Source organism: Streptomyces sp. NPDC001401, assembly GCF_042895385.1.
Classification (GTDB): domain Bacteria; phylum Actinomycetota; class Actinomycetes; order Streptomycetales; family Streptomycetaceae; genus Streptomyces.
On sequence record NZ_JBIAWI010000004.1, the window covers coordinates 681963 to 699442 of the forward strand.

21 protein-coding genes are annotated in these 17480 nt (G+C 68.8%); 8 read left to right on the forward strand and 13 right to left on the reverse strand.

All coding sequences use genetic code 11. The features are described 5' to 3' along the window. Positions 1–12: 12 nt before the first annotated feature. A complete protein-coding gene (gene alr, locus ACFY10_RS18355) occupies positions 13–1182 on the reverse strand; it encodes an alanine racemase (protein ID WP_390666153.1) in 1170 nt (389 codons plus the stop codon). Between the two features lie 61 nt (positions 1183–1243). Then, positions 1244–2134, reverse strand: coding sequence for a L,D-transpeptidase family protein (locus ACFY10_RS18360; RefSeq protein WP_390666154.1), 891 nt, complete (start codon positions 2132–2134; stop codon positions 1244–1246). Between the two features lie 128 nt (positions 2135–2262). On the opposite strand from ACFY10_RS18360, the gene ACFY10_RS18365 reads away from it, so the two are divergent. Next, positions 2263–2640 (forward strand): VOC family protein, encoded by a 378-nt coding sequence (locus ACFY10_RS18365; RefSeq protein ID WP_390666155.1) that lies wholly within the window; start codon positions 2263–2265, stop codon positions 2638–2640. Positions 2641–2694: 54 nt separating this feature from the next. Here the strand turns inward: ACFY10_RS18365 and ACFY10_RS18370 are convergent, their stop codons facing one another. From ACFY10_RS18370 to ACFY10_RS18380, 3 genes are all read right to left on the reverse strand, one after another. Then, positions 2695–4167 carry an NAD(P)H-hydrate dehydratase gene (locus tag ACFY10_RS18370; RefSeq protein ID WP_390666156.1) on the reverse strand — a complete coding sequence of 491 codons (1473 nt, stop codon included), beginning with the start codon at positions 4165–4167 and terminating at the stop codon, positions 2695–2697. Positions 4168–4183: 16 nt separating this feature from the next. After that, entirely contained in the window at positions 4184–4555 is a 372-nt protein-coding gene (locus ACFY10_RS18375; RefSeq protein ID WP_275775486.1) for a holo-ACP synthase, read from the reverse strand. Positions 4556–4620: 65 nt separating this feature from the next. Further along, positions 4621–5040, reverse strand: coding sequence for an ATP-binding protein (locus ACFY10_RS18380; RefSeq protein WP_390666157.1), 420 nt, complete (start codon positions 5038–5040; stop codon positions 4621–4623). A gap of 200 nt (positions 5041–5240) precedes the next feature. Here ACFY10_RS18380 and ACFY10_RS18385 point away from each other — a divergent pair, with 200 nt between their 5' ends. The 3 genes from ACFY10_RS18385 to ACFY10_RS18395 are packed head-to-tail and all read left to right on the forward strand — an operon-like array spanning position 5241 to position 6492. Next, on the forward strand, positions 5241–6080 hold the full coding sequence (locus ACFY10_RS18385; RefSeq protein ID WP_390666158.1) for a helix-turn-helix domain-containing protein: 840 nt from the start codon (positions 5241–5243) through the stop codon (positions 6078–6080). 8 nt (positions 6081–6088) lie between these two features. Continuing rightward, positions 6089–6277 (forward strand): DUF397 domain-containing protein, encoded by a 189-nt coding sequence (locus tag ACFY10_RS18390; protein WP_390666159.1) that lies wholly within the window; start codon positions 6089–6091, stop codon positions 6275–6277. After that, on the forward strand, positions 6274–6492 hold the full coding sequence (locus ACFY10_RS18395) for a DUF397 domain-containing protein (protein ID WP_390666160.1): 219 nt from the start codon (positions 6274–6276) through the stop codon (positions 6490–6492). Before ACFY10_RS18390 ends, ACFY10_RS18395 begins: the two co-directional genes overlap by 4 nt. Here ACFY10_RS18395 and glmS read toward each other — a convergent pair. Next, on the reverse strand, positions 6453–8300 hold the full coding sequence (gene glmS / locus ACFY10_RS18400; protein ID WP_390666161.1) for a glutamine--fructose-6-phosphate transaminase (isomerizing): 1848 nt from the start codon (positions 8298–8300) through the stop codon (positions 6453–6455). The two genes, ACFY10_RS18395 and glmS, sit on opposite strands and share 40 nt — an antisense overlap. Before the next feature lie 234 nt (positions 8301–8534). Here glmS and coaA point away from each other — a divergent pair, with 234 nt between their 5' ends. Beyond that, positions 8535–9503, forward strand: a complete 969-nt coding sequence (gene coaA / locus ACFY10_RS18405) for a type I pantothenate kinase (RefSeq protein ID WP_390666162.1) — start codon at positions 8535–8537, stop codon at positions 9501–9503. Between the two features lie 21 nt (positions 9504–9524). After that, positions 9525–10472 (forward strand): DUF389 domain-containing protein, encoded by a 948-nt coding sequence (locus ACFY10_RS18410; RefSeq protein WP_390666163.1) that lies wholly within the window; start codon positions 9525–9527, stop codon positions 10470–10472. Here the strand turns inward: ACFY10_RS18410 and ACFY10_RS18415 are convergent. The 4 genes from ACFY10_RS18415 to rplM all read right to left on the reverse strand — a co-directional run bounded on the left by ACFY10_RS18415 (position 10469) and on the right by rplM (position 13654). Further along, positions 10469–11002: a hypothetical protein gene (locus ACFY10_RS18415; protein WP_390666164.1), complete on the reverse strand. Its 534-nt coding sequence runs from the start codon at positions 11000–11002 to the stop codon at positions 10469–10471. The two genes, ACFY10_RS18410 and ACFY10_RS18415, sit on opposite strands and share 4 nt — an antisense overlap. A 117-nt stretch (positions 11003–11119) precedes the next feature. Next, complete coding sequence (glmM, locus tag ACFY10_RS18420; protein WP_390666165.1) at positions 11120–12478, reverse strand: phosphoglucosamine mutase; 1359 nt, start codon at positions 12476–12478, stop codon at positions 11120–11122. Positions 12479–12640: 162 nt separating this feature from the next. Continuing rightward, positions 12641–13168 carry a 30S ribosomal protein S9 gene (gene rpsI / locus ACFY10_RS18425; RefSeq protein ID WP_275775499.1) on the reverse strand — a complete coding sequence of 176 codons (528 nt, stop codon included), beginning with the start codon at positions 13166–13168 and terminating at the stop codon, positions 12641–12643. Positions 13169–13210: 42 nt separating this feature from the next. Continuing rightward, positions 13211–13654 (reverse strand): 50S ribosomal protein L13, encoded by a 444-nt coding sequence (gene rplM / locus ACFY10_RS18430; RefSeq protein ID WP_020941688.1) that lies wholly within the window; start codon positions 13652–13654, stop codon positions 13211–13213. Positions 13655–13991: 337 nt separating this feature from the next. On the opposite strand from rplM, the gene ACFY10_RS18435 reads away from it, so the two are divergent. Continuing rightward, positions 13992–14876 (forward strand): hypothetical protein, encoded by an 885-nt coding sequence (locus ACFY10_RS18435; protein WP_390666166.1) that lies wholly within the window; start codon positions 13992–13994, stop codon positions 14874–14876. A 108-nt stretch (positions 14877–14984) separates the two neighbouring features. Then, the gene (locus ACFY10_RS18440; RefSeq protein ID WP_390666167.1) at positions 14985–15359 is read left to right on the forward strand and encodes a hypothetical protein; all 375 of its coding nucleotides are present in this window, start codon (positions 14985–14987) and stop codon (positions 15357–15359) included. Between the two features lie 27 nt (positions 15360–15386). Here the strand turns inward: ACFY10_RS18440 and truA are convergent, their stop codons facing one another. The 3 genes from truA to ACFY10_RS18455 all read right to left on the reverse strand — a co-directional run. After that, entirely contained in the window at positions 15387–16253 is an 867-nt protein-coding gene (gene truA, locus ACFY10_RS18445) for a tRNA pseudouridine(38-40) synthase TruA (protein WP_390666168.1), read from the reverse strand. 145 nt (positions 16254–16398) lie between these two features. Continuing rightward, the gene (gene rplQ / locus ACFY10_RS18450) at positions 16399–16893 is read right to left on the reverse strand and encodes a 50S ribosomal protein L17 (RefSeq protein WP_390666169.1); all 495 of its coding nucleotides are present in this window, start codon (positions 16891–16893) and stop codon (positions 16399–16401) included. 177 nt (positions 16894–17070) lie between these two features. After that, a partial coding sequence (locus tag ACFY10_RS18455) for a DNA-directed RNA polymerase subunit alpha C-terminal domain-containing protein (RefSeq protein ID WP_346184910.1) occupies positions 17071–17480 on the reverse strand: 410 nt, incomplete at its 5' end.

Genomic DNA, 17480 nt, shown 5'->3' on the forward strand with positions numbered 1-17480 from the left:
GCCTCTGTGCAGTTACCCGCTTTGTTCCTCATTCACGTAGACGCGAGGAACGCGCGTTCCGATCCGCGTGACAATTTCGTACGCGATGGTGCCTGCGGCCTGCGCCCAGTCCTCGGCGGTGGGCTCGCCGCGGTCGCCCGGCCCGAACAGCACCGCTTCGGTACCGGCCGCGGGCTCGTCCCCGCCGAGATCGACGACGAACTGGTCCATCGCGACCCGCCCCGCAACGGTCCGCCATTTGCCCCCGACCAGCACCGGACCGGTCCCGGAGGCGTGCCGCGGAACGCCGTCGGCGTATCCGACGGGCACGAGTCCGAGGGTGGTCTCACCGGGGGTGATGTAGTGATGCCCGTAACTGACCCCGTGACCCCCCGGAACGTGCTTCACGAGCGCGAGGGACGCCGACAGAGTCATCACCGGGCGCAGCCCGAAGTCGGCGGGGCTGCCGATCTCGGGGCTGGGCGAGATGCCGTAGAGGGCGATCCCGGTCCGTACGAGGTCGAAGTGGGCCTCGGGAAGGGTGAGCGTGGCGGGCGAGTTGGCGATGTGCCGCACCTCGGGGCGCACGCCCTGGCCCTCGGCGTACGCGAGCATCTCGCGGAAGCGGGTGAGCTGGCGGGCGATGGAGGGATGACCGGGTTCGTCGGCACATGCGAAGTGCGACCAGAGCCCGGTGATGCGGACGGTCCCGTCGGCCTCGGCGCGCAGGGCGGCTGCGACCAGCTCGGCCCAGTCCTCGCCCGGCCGGCAGCCGCCCCGCCCCAGCCCGGTGTCGGCCTTGAGCTGCACGCGCGCGGGAATGCCCGCCGCCCGGGCCGCCGCCGTGACCTCCTCGAGGGCCCACATCCCGCTCACCGACACGTCGATGTCGGCCTCGATCGCCTCCCGCCAGGGCCCGCCCGGCGTCCACAGCCAGCACATGATGCGTCCGGGCAGCCCGGCGGCCCGCAGCGCGAGCGCCTCCTCGGGCGTGGCGGTCCCCAGCCATGCGGCGCCCGCCTCGACGGCGGCCCGGGCACAGGGCACGGCCCCGTGGCCGTACGCCTCGGACTTGACCACGGCCATGAGGGCAGCGCCCGGCGCGAGGGCGCGCAGGGTCCGTACGTTGGCGCGCAGGGCGGCCAGGTCGATCTCGGCGCGGGCCCGCAGGGGCGCGGTCGGGGCAGCTGCTGTCTCAGTCATGGCGCACCCAGTGTCTCAGAGGGGTCCGACACCCCCCGAGGCACCGGCCCCGTGCAAGCGCCTACTTCCCGGACCGCTGTCCCCAGACGTAGACACGGTCGCCCTTCTTCAGCACACCCCACAGCTTCCGGGCGTCGTCCAGCCGCAGATTGACGCACCCCCACGAGCCGACGATGGTGTAGATGCTGCCGTAGATGGCATGAAAGGCCTGCCCGCCACTGAAGAACTGGGCATAGGGCATGGGCGAGTTGTAGAGCGTCGACCAGTGGTTCTTGTGCTTCCAGTAGATCTTGTGCCATCCGACCCGGGTGGCATGCCCGACCCGTCCGCTGCGCATGGGGACGGGCCCGTAGACCACCTCGCTCCCCTTCTGCACCCAGGTCAACTGCCGGTCGAGATCGACACATGCGACCCGATAGGTCCGCTCGGGGCACTTCTTTTTGGCATTCGGATTTTTCTTCGCGGAAATGAGCTGCATGGCGGCCCAGGTGACGGGCCCGGCGAACCCGGTCGCCGCCTTGATCCGATGCTTCACCTGAAATTTCCGGATGGCCCGGCAGTCGGCCGCCGACTGCTTCCCGTCCGCCTTCAGCTTCAGCCACTTCTCGACCGCCCGCTGGTAGGGCCCGGTCTTCCTGCTGCACTTCACCTTCCCGGCGGCCTCCTCGAGGGGCACGTACTCGACGAGGTCGTACGTCCCCTCCGGCGCGTCCCGAGGCTCGACGGCGTCCTCGTCGTCGGTGGGCGTGTACACCTTCGGCGCCAGCACCTGGTCGGGCGTGTCGACCTGCCACGGCTGAGCGGGCCCCGGCGCGACACCGGGCACCAGCTCGGCCCCCCAGGCGGGGGGTCCGGGGGCGGCCGTGGCGGCGCCGGCGGGAAGGGCGATCACGGCGGCGACCACGACCACGGCACCGCGACAAGCGATATGTGCAATATGTCCATTGATCATGCAATCAGAGAAACGCGCAGGGGCGACAGGCCCGGGGCGGCGCGCGGCGGGGTCACCCTTTCCGACGAGCGCCGCCCGGGCGACGGCGCGCGACCCCCGGCCTAGTCTGAGAACCGGAGGTGGTGGAGATGCTGGCAGACACACCACTGAACGCCGTCATTCCGGCGTCCGACATCGAAAGGGCCAAGCACTTCTACGGCGACACGCTCGGCCTCAAGCTCATCGACGACCGGCAGGACACCGCGCTCTTCGAGTCCGGCGGTGCCCGCTTCGTCCTCTACCTGACACCGAGCGGCGGCCAGGCCGCCCACACTTTGGCCGGCTGGACCGTCGGCGATCTCGACGCGGAGATGACGGAACTGCGCAGCCGCGGCGTCACCTTCGAGGAGTACGACCTGCCGGGCCTGAAGACGCAGAGCGGCGTGGCGGAGGGCGCGGGCATGCGCGGCGCCTGGTTCAGGGACAGTGAGGGAAACATCCTCAGCGTGGTGCAGGACCTCCGGTAGGCGGTGCTCCGGCGGACCGGACCCGGGTAGGGCCTCCTGGCAGCCAAGGTCCGGTCAGTCCCGCACGTCCCGCCACGCCCCAGGAATCGCCTCGGCCACGTCGTGCGCCCCCGCCGGCGCCCCGTCGGACGCGAACCGCCCGGCCAGCCCGTGCAGATACGCAGCCGCGCTCCCCGCGTCCAGCGCGGAGAGCCCGGACGCCAGCAGCGACCCGGCAAGCCCGGACAACACGTCCCCACTGCCCGCGGTGGCGAGCCACGGCGTCCCCGTCGCATTGACCCGCACGGCACCGCCGCCCGAATCGGCGACGAGCGTGGTCGAGCCCTTGAGCAGCACGGTCGCCCCGTACCGCGCAGCAAGCTCGCGCACGGCCGCCAGCCGCGCCCCCTCGACCTCCTCCCGCGCCACACCGAGCAGCGCGGCGGCCTCTCCGGCGTGCGGGGTCATGAGCGTCGGGGCGCTGCGAGCCCGTACGGCATCCCGGTCGGCGAGCCGCAGCCCGTCCGCGTCGATGAGCACGGGCACGTCCGCCTCCAGCACTTCGGCCACGGTCGAGGCGTCGTCCCCCGCGCCGGGCCCGACCACCCACGCCTGCACCCGCCCGGCCTTCGCGGGCCCCTGATCCGACACGAGCGTCTCCGGGAACCGCGAGACGACGGCGTCCCCGGCGGGCCCGACGTACCGCACGGCCCCTGCGCCACCCCGCAGCGCCCCGGACACGGCGAGCACGGCGGCCCCCGGATACCGCGCGGACCCGGCCGCGATCCCGACGACCCCCCGCCGGTACTTGTCGCTCTCGGCACCGGGCACGGGCAGGAGTCGCGCCACGTCCACGTGCTGCAGAGCCTCCAGCTCGGCCGCAGCCGGCAGTACGTCCCGGAGCCCGATGTCGATGAGCCGCACCGACCCCGCGTACTCCCGCGCGGGATCGATCAGCAGCCCCGGCTTGTGCGTCCCGAAGGTGACGGTGAGGTCGGCCCGAACGGCGGCACCGCGCACCTCCCCCGTATCGGCGTCGACGCCGCTGGGCAGATCGACGGCGACGACGGCGGCACCGGACTCGGCGGCACATGCGGCCAACTGCGCGGCCTCGGGCCGGAGTCCGCCCCTGCCGCCGATCCCCACAATCCCGTCGACGACGAGATCGGCCCGGAGAATCGCCTCTTCTACGGCACCGACACCGACGGAGGCAGCGGCACCAGCAGCCGTCCCCGCCCCGACGACGCGCCCTCCGGCGCGCAGCAGGGCGGCAAGCCCGCCGGTGTGGGCCCGCTCGGGCGCGAGCAACACGGCTGCGACACCCGCCCCCCGCCGAGCCAGCCGCGCGCCGGCATACAGCGCATCGCCCCCGTTGTCCCCGCTCCCGACGAGCAGCACGACCCGGCTGCCGTAGACCCGAACGAGCAGATCGGCACACGCGGCGGCCAGCCCGGCAGCTGCACGCTGCATCAACGCCCCGTCGGGAAGCCGCGCCATGAGCTCCCGCTCTGCTGCCCTTACCGTCTCCACGCTGTACGCAGTACGCATGGGGTCGAGTCTGCCCTCAGCCTTCGGCGATCACCACCGCCGACGCCACCCCGGCGTCATGGCTCAGCGACACATGCCAGGACCGCACCCCCAGCTCGGCCGCCCGTGCCGCCACCGTCCCCTTCACCCGCAGCCGCGGCTGCCCGCTGTCCTCGACGACGACCTCGGCGTCCGTCCAGAGCAGCCCGGGCGGCGCACCGAGCGCCTTGGCCAACGCCTCCTTGGCGGCAAACCGCGCGGCGAGCGAGGCAACACCCCGCCGCTCACCGCTGGGCAACAGCAACTCGCTCTCCAGGAACAGCCGTTCGGCCATCCCGGGCGTCCGCTTGAGCGACGCCTCGAACCGATCGATCTCGGCTACGTCGATACCGACCCCGATGATGCTCATTCGGGCACTCTATTCGCCGGGAACCTCCGGGTCCTCGGCGAACAGGTCCTCGGCCGTCCGTACGTTCACGCAACGGCACTCACCTCGCACCACACGTACTTGCCCCGGTTGCCGTTCCTGGCCAGCGGCTGCCACCCCCACAGGTCGGCACAGGCGCGCACCAGAGCGAGCCCCCGCCCTTCCTCCGCATCAGCGAGCTGCTCCAACTCCCGTGGCGGCTCCGGCGGTTCGGGATCGGCGTCCCACGCCCCGATCCGCAGCACGCCGGCCGACCAGCGCACGCGCAGTGCAGCAGGCCCCTTGGTGTGGCGTACGGCATTGGAGACCAGCTCCGTCGCCAGCAGCTCGGCGGTGTCCACGACGCCGATCAGACCGTGGACGGTGAGGACCAGACGGAGGGTTCGGCGACAGACGGTGACGGCACGGAGGTCGTTCGGGATGTACAGGGAGTACTCCCACGGTTCCTTCGGTTCGTTTTCGGGCATGCGGCAACTCCGGTTCGATGGCGGGGGTTTGGCGGTGGCAACGCCGCGAGCCGTCATGGCAGGACGGAGCGGTGCACTTCCGCAGAGTGTGCGTCGCATCACTGACGGTAGACCTGGATTTACAGGTTCAGCAAGTCGATCGCGTAATCTGACCCTCGAACGAGTCGCGCCCACAAGCGCGTTGAACCGAGGAGCAGTTCATGGCGGGATTGCGGCGGGAACCAACAGCACGTCAGTTGCGCCTGGGCATCGAACTGCGCCGGCTTCGCGACGCGGCAGGTTTCACTGGTCGCGAGGCGGCAGCACTGCTCGGGGTGAGCTCCACCCAGATCAACCAGATCGAGTCCGGCCTCTCCGGGGTGAGCGAGAAGCGCCTGCGCCGCCTGGCCTCCAACTACGCCTGCACGGATGAGGAGTTCATCAACGCACTGGTCGCGATGGCCACCGACCGAACACGCGGCTGGTGGGAGGAGTACCGGGGTCTGCTACCCACGTCCTTCCTGGACGTGTCCGAGCTGGAATACCACGCCCGGTATCGACGCCACGTGGCCAGCCTGTTCGTGCCAGGCTCACTGCAGACGGAGGAGTACGCTCGCGCCGTCTTCGCATCCAGACTTCCGCAACTCACCAGTGACGAGCTTGAGTTGCGCATCCGGCACCGAATGGCACGCCAGAAGATCACCATCCCGTGCGAAGCAGTGATCCATGAGGCAGCGCTACGGATCAGGGTCAGCGACCGCGCCGCCTCAAAGGCCCAACTCGCCCGACTCCTTGAGCTTTCCGAAGCGGACCACATCACCCTGCGTGTCATCCCCTTCGATCTGGACAACTTCGCCCGAGCTTCAAGCACGATGACGTACTGGGGTGGCCCCGTATCCAAACTGGACACAGTGGTACGTGACGCGCCCCACGGCTCAGTCTTCATCGACTCCGAGGCGCAGCTCACCACTTACCGAACGAGCTTCCGTAAGGTAGAGGCCGCGTCACTCGATCCCGAGCGGTCCCGTGAATTCATCCACAAGCTGGCGAAAGAGCTGTGAGGCACCCCATGGACAACTGGCGGAAGTCGTCCTACTCAGAGGGCGGCGACGGCAACGAGTGTGTGGAGATCGCCAACTCCGTCACCCACGTAGCCGTCCGCGACTCAAAGACCCCGGCCAGGGCAACCCTCACCTTCCCAGCCGGCGCCTTCACCACCTTCGTCAAGGCCCTGAAGAGGGACGAAGGTGCGCAATGACGCCTCACACTCGCTGGCGGAAGTCGTCCTACTCAGGCCCCGACGACGGCAACGAGTGCGTGGAGATCGCAACCTCCCCCACCCACATAGCCATCCGCGACTCAAAGACCCCGGCCAGGGCAACCCTCACCTTCCCGGCCGGAGCCTTCTCCGCCTTCCTCGATGGCGTGAAGACCTACTCCACGGTCACCGACTTCGCCAGGTTCCGCGGCTGATCCACCTCATTGCCGCGAGCGGTCGCCAACTCGCACGCGAACACCTGCAACGGCACGGTGGCCACGAGCGGCTGCAACAACGTCGGCGTCGCAGGGATCCGTACGAGATGGTCGGCGTACGGCACCACCGCCTCGTCGCCCTCCTCCGCGATCACGATCGTCCGCGCACCCCGCGCGCGGATCTCCTGGATGTTGGACACGATCTTGTCGTGGAGCACAGACCGCCCCCGGGGCGACGGCACAACCACCACCACCGGCAGATCGGGCTCGATCAACGCGATCGGCCCGTGCTTCAACTCCCCCGCCGCAAACCCCTCGGCGTGCATGTACGCCAGCTCCTTGAGCTTCAGCGCACCCTCCAGCGCCACCGGATACCCCACATGCCGCCCCAGGAACAGCACCGTCTTCTTGTCGGCGAGCGACCGCGCAAGCTCCCGTACCGGCTCCATGGTCTCCAGCACCCGCTCGACCTCACCGGAGATCTGCGACAGGTCCCGGATGACGGCCCAGATCTCGTCGCCCCATTTGGTGCCCCGCACCTGCCCCAGATACAGAGCGACCAGATAACAGGCAACCAACTGCGTCAGAAACGCCTTGGTCGAGGCAACGGCCACCTCCGGCCCGGCATGCGTGTACAGCACCGCATCCGATTCCCGTGGAATGGTCGACCCGTTGGTGTTGCAGATGGCCAGCACCTTGGAGCCCTGCTCCCGTGCATGCCGTAGAGCCATGAGTGTGTCCATGGTCTCGCCGGACTGCGAGATGGCGATGACGAGAGACCGCGCCCCGAGGATCGGATCCCGATAGCGGAACTCACTCGCGAGCTCGACCTCACACGGAATCCGCGTCCAGTGTTCGATGGCGTATTTGGCGATGAGCCCGGCATGAAAAGCCGTACCGCACGCCACAATCACGACCTTGTCGACTTCCCGCAGCTCAGAGGCGCTGATCCGCACCTCGTCCAGCGTCAGCGAACCGCCCGCATCGATGCGCCCCAGCAATGTATCGGCGACCGCCTTCGGCTGCTCGGCGATCTCCTTGAGCATGAAGTAGTCATAGCCCCCCTTTTCCGCCGCGGACGCATCCCAGTCCACGTGATAGGAGCGCACGTCGGCCGGGAGGCCGTCGAAGCCCGTCACCGTCACCCCGTCGCGCCGCAGCTCGACGACCTGGTCCTGCCCCAGCTCGATCGCCGACCGCGTGTGTGCGATGAACGCGGCGACATCGGAAGCCAGGAACGCCTCACCCTCCCCAACACCCACCACGAGCGGCGAGTTCCGCCGAGCCCCCACCACCACATCCGGCTCGTCCGCATGCACCGCGACCAGGGTGAACGCCCCCTCCAGCCGCCGGCACACCAGCCGCATCGCTTCCGCCAGATCCGCACATGCCGAGAACTCCTCGGCGAGCAGATGCGCGACCACCTCGGTGTCCGTCTCGGAGGCCAGATCGTGCCCCCGCTCCTCCAACTCGGCGCGCAGCAAGGCGAAGTTCTCGATGATCCCGTTGTGCACGACGGCGACCCGCCCGGCGTTGTCGAGATGCGGATGCGCATTGGCGTCCGTAGGCCCCCCGTGCGTGGCCCACCGCGTATGCCCGATCCCCGTCGAGCCCGTCGGCAGCGGCCGGTCCACCAGCTCCTTCTCCAGGTTCACCAGCTTCCCGGCCTTCTTCGCGGCCGCCAGCCCGCCATCCGCCAGCACGGCGACGCCCGCCGAGTCGTATCCCCGGTACTCCAGCCGCTTCAGCCCGGCCATCACGACATCGAGCGCCGACTGCGACCCCACGTATCCCACGATTCCGCACATGGGCCGCAGCCTAAGTGCCAAGAGCAGCCGGAACACGGCTCAGCGTGCCCGAAATCGGAAATTCTGCGGCAGGTTGAAATCCATCCACAATTTCGAACACATGGGCGACATGGGATTCCCTCGAGGCTCCGGAAGTGCTCGCCACCGGCTGATCACGGCAGAACGTGACCGACCCCACCCCGCGTCCCGTTCAAACTCCGTTAACAATGGACTGTGATCTCTCCGGTCTCCTCGATGCCCCGGAGCGCCCACCGGCCCAGGCCGGAGGCGACTCCCTACGTCGACCTCACCCGTGCGGAGTGGAGCGCGCTGCGTGAGAAGACGCCGCTTCCCCTCACCGCCGAGGAGGTCGAGAAGCTGCGCGGCCTCGGTGACGTCATCGACCTCGACGAGGTGCGGGACATCTACCTCCCGCTGTCCCGGCTCCTCAACCTGTACGTCGGGGCCACCGACGGCCTCAGAGGCGCCCTGAACACCTTCCTCGGCGAACAGGGCTCCCAGTCCGGCACGCCGTTCGTCATAGGGGTCGCCGGCTCCGTGGCCGGCGGCAAGTCAACCGTCGCCCGCCTCCTCCAGGCCCTGCTCTCCCGCTGGCCCGAGCACCCGCGCGTCGAACGAGTCACGACCGACGGCTTCCTGCTCCCCACCAAGGAGCTCCAGGCCCGCGGCCTCATGTCGCGCAAAGGCTTCCCCGAGTCCTACGACCGCCGCGCCCTGACCCGCTTCGTCGCCGACATCAAGGCGGGCAAGGACGAGGTGACGGCCCCCGTCTACTCCCACCTCATCTACGACATCGTCCCCGACCAGAAGCTCACGGTCCGCCGCCCGGACATCCTGATCGTCGAGGGCCTGAACGTCCTGCAGCCCGCCCTCCCCGGCAAGGACGGCCGTACCCGCGTCGGTCTCGCCGACTTCTTCGACTTCAGCGTGTACATCGACGCCAGCCCCGAGGACGTCGAACGCTGGTACCTCAACCGGTTCAAGAAACTGCGTCAGACGGCCTTCCAGGACCCGGACTCGTACTTCCGCAAGTACACGCAGGTGTCCGAGGAGGAGGCCCTCGAATACGCCCGCACCCAGTGGCGCACCATCAACAAGCCCAACCTGGTGGAGAACATCGCCCCTACCCGCGGCCGCGCCACCCTGGTCGTCCGCAAGGGCCCGGACCACAAGGTCCAGCGCCTGCGGCTGCGCAAGCTGTAGCCCCGCCTGTTAAAAAGGGCCATGCTGCATCTGCGCCTGATCACACCGTCCGACAGGACCGACGACGTGGTCCGCCTGATCGAGAAGACCGTCGGCACCACGCATCTCGTCGTGGTGCCGGGAGCCGCCCGCAATCCGGCCGGGGACGTCGTCATGTGCGACGTCGCACGCGAGGCGGGCGACGAACTCATCGGCGCGCTAAGGGCGTTGGAGCTCGACCGCACCGGATCCATCGCCGTCGAGAACATCGACCTGTCACTGTCCAAGCGCGCCGACAAGGCCGAGGAGGAGGCACCCGGCGAAGGCGCGGACGCGGTCCTGTGGGAGCACCTCACCGACGCGACGCACGAGGAGTCCACGCTCTCCGTCACCTACGTCGCCTTCATCACGCTCGCCACGATGATCGCGGCCTGCGGTGTCGTACTCGACAACGCGATCCTGATCGTGGGCGCGATGGCGGTGGGCCCGGAGTTCGGCCCGCTGGCCGGTATCTGCACCGCGGCCGTACAACGCCACCCCAGGCTCGCGCTGCGCTCCCTGACCGCCCTTCTCGTCGGCTTCGCCGTCGCCATGCTGGTGACGGTCGGCTTCACCTACTTCATGGACGGCGTCAACCTGTTCACCAAGGTCCAGCTGGAAGCCGAACGCCCCAACACCAACTTCATCTACCGCCCCGACGCGTTCTCGTTCGTCGTCGCGGTACTGGCGGGAGCCGCGGGCACCCTCTCCCTCACCTCGGCGAAGTCGGGCGCGCTGGTGGGCGTGGCCATCTCGGTGACGACGGTCCCCGCCGCCGCAAACGCGGCAGTGGCCTTCGCCTACGACGAGTACCGACAGGCCTGGGGCTCCACGGAGCAACTCCTGCTGAACCTGCTCGGCATCGTCCTCGCCGGCACCCTCACGCTCCTGGCCCAGAAGTGGCTCTGGGCCAGGCAGCGTGAACGCACGGCGAAGGCCGGCGGCGTCTAGGAGCGCGATTCGCAGTCCGCGGCGACGCTGTCGCCGGCGTCGGCGAACACCACGTCGGACGTGCCACCGTCACAGGTCACCGTGTCGACGGCGGGCGCGTCGCCGCTCACGCCGATCGTGTCGTTGCCGCTGCCGGTCGCCACGGTGTCGGAGCCCGTGCCGGCGTCGACGAGGGTGCGCAGCGAAACGCTCGTCCCGTCGAAGCTGTCGTCCAGGTCCCCCAGTCCGACCGAGAGCCGGGAGGTGCCGGCGACGCTGCCGCAGTCGACGCTGGTGGCGGACAACCGAACGCAACCCGGTCCCAGCGCGATCCCCGTGGTGTCCGTGAGGATCACACGACCGCTGGAAGTGCTGGCAGTGACATGGTTCGCCACACCTGAACGTGCGCTGAGGAGCACCATGCCGAAAAGACGGAACGCGGTGGAGCCGGGGGTCTGAGCCGCGGCCGGGGTGGCGAGCGCGGGGACGGCGAGACTCGCGACCAGGGCCGGAACAGTTGCTCGCTTCAGGATGCTGCTGACTGTCTTCATGCTGTGTTTCTCACTTCCATCGGGGGCATGCCACACGTGGCGGCCTCGACGTCAGTGAAACAACCAGTGACCCATTCGGCACATTTTGTTACGTCCGTGGAGTGACGCAGGTCGGCTCTAACCCAACGCCGACTTCACCGCATCCGCCAGCCGCCCGGCCACAGACCGAGCCTGGTCGATATCGGCCGCCTCGACCATCACCCGCACCAACGGCTCCGTCCCGGACGGCCGCAGCAACACCCGCCCGGTGGACCCGAGTTCCCGCTCGGCCTCGGCAACGGCAGCCGCCAGCTCCGCAGAGGTCTTCACCCGCGCCCGGTCCACGTCCGGCACATTGATGAGCACCTGCGGCAGCCGCTCCATGACACCCGCGAGGTCCTTGAGCGTACGTCCGGTCTCGGCGACCCGGGCCGCCAGCATCAGCCCGGTCAGCGTGCCGTCACCGGTGGTGGCGTGATCGAGGATGATCACGTGCCCGGACTGCTCGCCCCCGAGCGCGTACCCGTGCTCCTTCATCTCCTCCAGCACATACCGGTCCCCGACCGCCGTCTGGACGAGATTCAGCCCCTCCCGCTCCAGCGCCAGCTTGAAGCCGAGATTGGACATGACCGTCGCGACAACGGTGTCGGCCCGCAGTACCGACCGCTCCCGCATCGCCAGCGCGAGCACGGCCAGAATCTGGTCGCCGTCGACCTCCGCACCGGTGTGGTCCACGGCAAGGCAGCGGTCCGCGTCACCGTCGTGCGCGATGCCGAGCGCGGCCCCGTGCTCGACGACGGCGGCCTTCAGCAGATCCAGGTGGGTCGACCCGCAGCCGTCGTTGATGTTGAGCCCGTTCGGCTCGGCGCCGATCGTGATCACCTCGGCACCGGCCCGCGAGAACGCCTCCGGCGAGACCCGAGCCGCAGCACCGTGCGCCTCGTCGAGGACGACCTTCAGCCCGTCGAGCCGGTTCGGGAGTACGGCGATCAAGTGCGCCACGTACTGGTCGAACCCCTCGTCGTACGACCGCACCCGCCCGACGCCCGCACCGGTGGGCCGCTCCCAGGGCTCACCGTGCCGGTGGGACTCGTACACGGCCTCGATCTTGTCCTCCAGCTCGTCGGCCAGCTTGTGGCCGCCGCGGGCGAAGAACTTGACGCCGTTGTCGGGCATGGCGTTGTGGCTGGCGGAGAGCATGACGCCCAGGTCGGCGCCGAGCGCGCCCGTGAGATACGCCACCGCGGGAGTGGGCAGCACACCGACGCGCAGGACGTCCACGCCGGCGCTGGCGAGGCCGGCGACCACGGCGGCCTCCAGGAACTCCCCGGACGCGCGCGGATCCCGTCCGACGACCGCCGTCGCCCGGTGGCCCTCGAAGGTGCCCGCCTCGGCCAGTACGTGCGCCGCGGCCACGGAGAGGCCGAGCGCCATCTCCGCCGTCAGGTCCGCGTTGGCGACGCCGCGCACGCCGTCCGTGCCGAAGAGTCGTCCCACTTGTCCTCCTGAGGAAGCGTCAGTTGTTGCAGCCGTGCCGGCATCCGATCACACAAGCCTTTGAGGGTCTTGTGCCGTTATACGCCCCCGACGGTCATAAACGAACGCCCCGGCAGCACTGAGGCGTGCCGCCGGGGCGTTCGCAGAAGCAGGCAGCGAAGCTTAGCGCTTGCTGTACTGCGGGGCCTTGCGGGCCTTCTTCAGACCGGCCTTCTTGCGCTCGACCGCACGGTCGTCGCGCTTGAGGAAGCCGGCCTTCTTGAGCGGGCCGCGGTTGTTGTCGACGTCGGCCTCGTTCAGCGCACGGGCGACACCGAGACGGAGCGCACCGGCCTGACCGGAGACACCGCCACCCGCGATGCGGGCGATGACGTCGTAACGGCCCTCGAGCTCGAGCACCTTGAAGGGCTCGTTGACTTCCTGCTGGTGCACCTTGTTCGGGAAGTAGTCCTCGAGGGTGCGACCGTTGATCTTCCACTTGCCGGTGCCCGGGACGATCCGGACGCGGGCGATGGCGTTCTTGCGACGGCCCAGGCCGGCGGCCGGCTGGGGCTCGCCGAAGCGGGACGCGAGGGACTCCGAGGTGTACTCACCCTCGACGGGGACCTCGGACTCGGTGGTGTAGCTGTCGATGTCGACGAGCTCGGTCTCGGTCTCTTCGACCGGCTGCTCAACAGTGGTCTCGGCCACGATGCTCCTCAGATTCTTTTCTGTCTTAGGGGGTGGCCGGAACTACTGCGCGACCTGGGTGATCTCGAACGGCACCGGCTGCTGCGCAGCGTGCGGGTGCACGTCACCCTTGTAGACCTTCAGCTTCGAGAGCATCTGACGGCCCAGCGTGTTCTTGGGGAGCATGCCCTTGACGGCCTTCTCGATGGCCTTCTCGGGGTTCTTGTCGAGCAGCTCGTCGTAGCGGACGGAGCGCAGACCACCCGGGTAGCCGGAGTGGCGGTACGCCATCTTCTGGGTCCGCTTGTTGCCGGAGAGGTGCACCTTGTCGGCGTTGATGATGATGACGAAGTCACCGGTGTCGACGTGAGGGGCGTAGATCGGCTTGTGCTTGCCCCGCAGGAGGGACGCGGCAGTGGTGGCGAGACGACCCAGGACAACGTCCTGAGCGTCAATGACGTGCCACTGGCGAGTCACATCGCCGGGCTTAGGGCTGTACGTACGCACTTCTCAGCCTTCTTCTTCAGGGATGGGTGCTGACACAAGGCATCCTTGAAGCGATCGTGCAGCTGGGGACGACAGTGCCGGGAACGCTGCCCGTATGCCGCCCACTGGTAACTGCTCCAGGGAACCTACGTAAGGGCTTCTCTCGTGAGAACGACCAAGCCAATACGCATAACAAATCGCAAGGGTACTAGCGCAGCCCCGAACGGGTCAAAACGAGGTCGCCGCCGCACCCCGAAGAATGAACGGAGACCGAGATGTGCCCCCCTGCCGGAAAGGTCCCCGGCGGCTCCACCGGAGGCACACCGGCACCCTCCGCCTCCCGTCTAAGATGCGCCCCATGAGCTTTGGGCAGCAGGGGGGACCCCAGTCCCAGTGGGACCCCTGGAAACCGCACTCCCAGCAGCCGTGGACCAGCGGCGGCGACGACGGCCAGACCCCGGACTGGGCAGCGCTCGCCGAGGCGTCCGAGACGCGCAACAAGAGGCGCCGGCTGCTGTTCATCGGCGGCGGCGCGGTCGCCACGATCGCGATCGGCACCGCCGTCGCGATGGCCGTCGTCTCGGCGAACAGCAAGAACGAGGCCTCGGGCAACCCGTCCAGCCTGCCCGCGAGCGCGTCCATCCCGGGCAGCACCGCGACGGCCCCCTCCTTCGCACCGACCAGCGCGCCGCCCCCGCTGAACCCGAAGGACTTCATCGCCAGCAAGGCCAAGGACACGGCCCCGCTCAGCGCGCAGACCCTCTTCCCGCTCACGCAGCTGGCGATGGGCTCGACCGTGTACAAGAAGGGCGCGACGGACGACACGAAGAACTGCGCGTCGATCGCCCAGGGCACCCTCCCGAAGGTCCTCAACGCCAACCACTGCACCCGCCTCCTGCGCGTCACCTACAGCAGGAAGGACGTCGCGGTGACGATCGGCGTCGCCGTCTTCGACACCGAGGCACAGGCGACCAAGGCCAGGACCCAGTCGGACAAGAAGGGCTTCGTCAAGGCACTGCCCGGTGGCGGTGTGAAGGCCTTCTGCAACGCCGCCACCTGCCTCACGACGGCCAACTCCTACGGCCGCTACGCCTACTTCGCCACCGTCGGCTTCACCAACGGCAAGGACGCCACAAAGCAGTCCACGAGCATCTTCGCGGCCGGCAACGACCTGCAGCTGTACACGTTCCGCCAGATCCGCAGCCGCGGCGAGGCCCAGGCATCGGCCGCGGCGAACCAGTAGCCGCCAACGCCCGTTGATCCACTCCGTAAACAGGTTCGATACGATCTTGCACCGCGCCCCGCGAGGCGCATGACCAGACGATCAACCTGCAAAATACGGGGTCCACGAATGAAGTTTCGCAAGAGCATTGTCGCCTCGATTGCGGCGGCCGGTGTCGCGCTGACGCTGGGCACGGCCGGGACGGCGTCCGCGTCGACCTACTACTCGTTCCCCGGCGGTCAGGCGAAGTTCACGTCCACGGGCGAGATCCTCAAGGTCTGGGACACCAAGGCGGGCAGGACCGGCGTTCTCGTCTTCGTCGAGGACACCTCCGCGGCGAACCCGACGATGGACAAGTGCCACGTCCTGGGCAAGGGCAAGACCAAGACCTGCGACATGAGGTTCAAGAACGGGCACAAGCTCCGGATCGACGCCTACTCGTACACGAAGCTGGGCGACCCGGACACGTACAAGCTCGTCGCCACCTGGAAGGACAAGGCGTAACCACCGGCACGCGCCGGGCGCCCGGGGTCAGCAGCAGCCGGCCCCGGGTACCCCCGGCAGACTCCGCCGGTTGCGCGCCTCCTTGTTGCGCGCGGCGAGCAGCTCGTCGGCCGGGTAGCCGACCTCCTCCAGGGTCAGCCCGTGCGGCCGTACGACATGCACGGCCGAATCCCGTACACCGGCGGCGAGCACCTTGCCGGGCCACTCCGGCCCCCGGTGCCCGTCCCCCACGAACAGCAGCGCCCCGATGAGCGAGCGCACCATGTTGTGGCAGAAGGCGTCGGCCCGCACGGTCGCGGTGATGATCCCGTCGTCCCCGCGCACCAGGCTCAGCTCCTGCAGCGTACGAATGGTGGTCGCACCCTCCCGCTTCTTGCAGTAGGCGGCGAAGTCGTGCTCCCCCAGCAGCCGTTCGGCGGCCTCGTTCATGGCGTCGACCTCAAGCGGCCAGTCGTGCCAGAGAACGTGATTGCGCAGCAGCGGATCCACCCCGCCGGGGTTGTCGGTGACCCGGTACGCGTACCGCCGCCAGACCGCCGAGAAACGGGCGTTGAAGCCGCTGGGCGCCTCCCTGAGGGCCCACACCCTCACATCCCTGGGCAGGCGCCCGGCAAGCCGCTTGAGCAGCTTGTCGTGGTGCGCACCCCAGACCTCCCGCGGCAGATCCACATGCGCGACCTGCCCCCGCGCATGCACCCCGGCATCGGTCCGCCCGGCCACGGTCAGCTCGTACGTCGTCTCCCCCGACCGCGTCACGGTCCGCAGAGCATCCTCGATCTCCCCCTGCACGGTCCGCCGCCCACCGGCCTGCTTGGCCCACCCGGAGAACTCGGTCCCGTCGTAGGAGAGATCGAGACGGACACGAACGTAACCGGGCTGCACTTCGTCACTCACTCGTAGATCCTCTCAGCAATACAAAAGCGGGCCCGCTCCTCGAAAGGAACGGGCCCGCCAACGCCCTGCTTCAGGGGCGCGGGGAACTGCGCGACAAGCCACGGCGAAGCTGCAGCCGCCGGACAACAGTCACCCGGCAGAACGCTTACGCGTCCTTCGACTCCTCAGCCGCGTCCTCGACGACCTCGTCAGCCTTGGTCTCCTCGACCTTGGCCTCCTCGGCCTCCTTGACCGCACGCTTCGTCGCGGCCTCGGCCTCACCCGTCGCCTGCTGCGCAACCGTCAGCGCCTCGACCAGCTCGATGACAGCCATGGGCGCGTTGTCGCCACGGCGGTTACCGATCTTGGTGATGCGGGTGTAGCCACCCGGACGGTTCTCGTAGCGCGGGCCGATCTCGGTGAAGAGCGTGTGGACGACGCTCTTGTCCGTGATGACCTGCAGCACCTGGCGGCGGTTGTGAAGGTCGCCCTTCTTCGCCTTGGTGACCAGACGCTCGGCGTACGGGCGCAGGCGGCGGGCCTTCGCCTCGGTGGTGGTGATACGACCGTGCTCGAACAGCGCCTTCGCGAGGTTCGCGAGGAGCAGCTTCTCGTGCGCGGCACTGCCGCCCAGACGGGCACCCTTGGTGGGCTTCGGCATTTTCTCTCCTGTGTGTCTGCCCCGGCCGTATCAGGTACCGGGGTCAGTATCCGAGCGAGCGGTTGCCCGTCGGAGATCCGGGCAAGCCCCGAAGGGGCTGCTCGGAAGGGGCGCGGGGAACTGCGCGATCAAGCACAGCGCACCCGCACCCGAGTACGGACCGGAAGGCCCGAGCTCTTAGTACTGCTCGGTCTCGACGAACCCGGCGTCCGCGTCGTCGTCCGCGCCGAACGCGTCCGCCGCAGCGGTGGGGTCGAATCCGGGCGGGCTGTCCTTCAGGGCCAGGCCCATGCCGGCCAGCTTCGCCTTGACCTCGTCGATGGACTTCGCACCGAAGTTGCGGATGTCCAGGAGGTCGGCCTCGGAACGAGCCACGAGCTCACCCACGGAGTGGATGCCCTCGCGCTTGAGGCAGTTGTACGACCGAACGGTGAGCTCCAGCTCCTCGATCGGCAGCGCCAGATCAGCGGCAAGGGCGGCGTCCGTCGGGGACGGGCCCATGTCGATGCCCTCGGCGTCGATGTTCAGCTCGCGGGCGAGACCGAACAGCTCGACCAGGGTCTTACCGGCGGAGGCCATGGCGTCAC